This window comes from Dactylosporangium aurantiacum (assembly GCF_000716715.1).
GTDB classification, from domain to species: Bacteria; Actinomycetota; Actinomycetes; order Mycobacteriales; family Micromonosporaceae; genus Dactylosporangium; species Dactylosporangium aurantiacum.
In genome coordinates this window covers 1-484 of the sequence record NZ_JNYJ01000153.1, presented here as the reverse complement: position 1 = coordinate 484, position 484 = coordinate 1, and the positions used below count along the sequence as shown (strand labels likewise).

The following is a 484-nucleotide window of genomic DNA, read 5'->3' as shown; positions in this document are numbered from 1 at the left end:
GGAGGGAGCCGTCGAAGGTGGGACTGGCGATTGGGACGAAGTCGTAACAAGGTAGCCGTACCGGAAGGTGCGGCTGGATCACCTCCTTTCTAAGGAGCAACCTCCACCGAAAGGTGGCAGGAGCCCACAGCCGGCCGAACGCGCCGGATGGGTGCTCAATGGCGGAGACACTGGCGAAGATTTCTGGACAACGGTCCGGTTGACCTAGTACTGCACACCGTGAGGTGCGCGTGGAACGGCTTTGGATGCGGTTCAAAGATCGTACAGGCACCCTGTTGGGTCCTGAAACAACCAGCGCGTGAGCGCGGGGTTGGTTTCAGACGAGATCCGATGCTGCTCGATAACCGTGGCCGGCTGGCTGCAGGATTGGGCTGATAAAGAGTGTCGGGTTTGGTGTTGGTTGAGAATTGCACAGTGGATGCGAGCATCTTTATAGCTTTTTTGTGGTCAAGTTGCTGAGGGCGTACGGTGGATGCCTTGGCAC

General features: G+C 58.1%; 1 rRNA gene. It reads left to right on the top strand.

Features of this window, described 5'->3' with window-relative positions:
* Window positions 1-89, top strand: a 16S ribosomal RNA gene (locus OP18_RS50720); the annotation flags it as partial.
* Window positions 90-484: the final 395 nt, after the last annotated feature.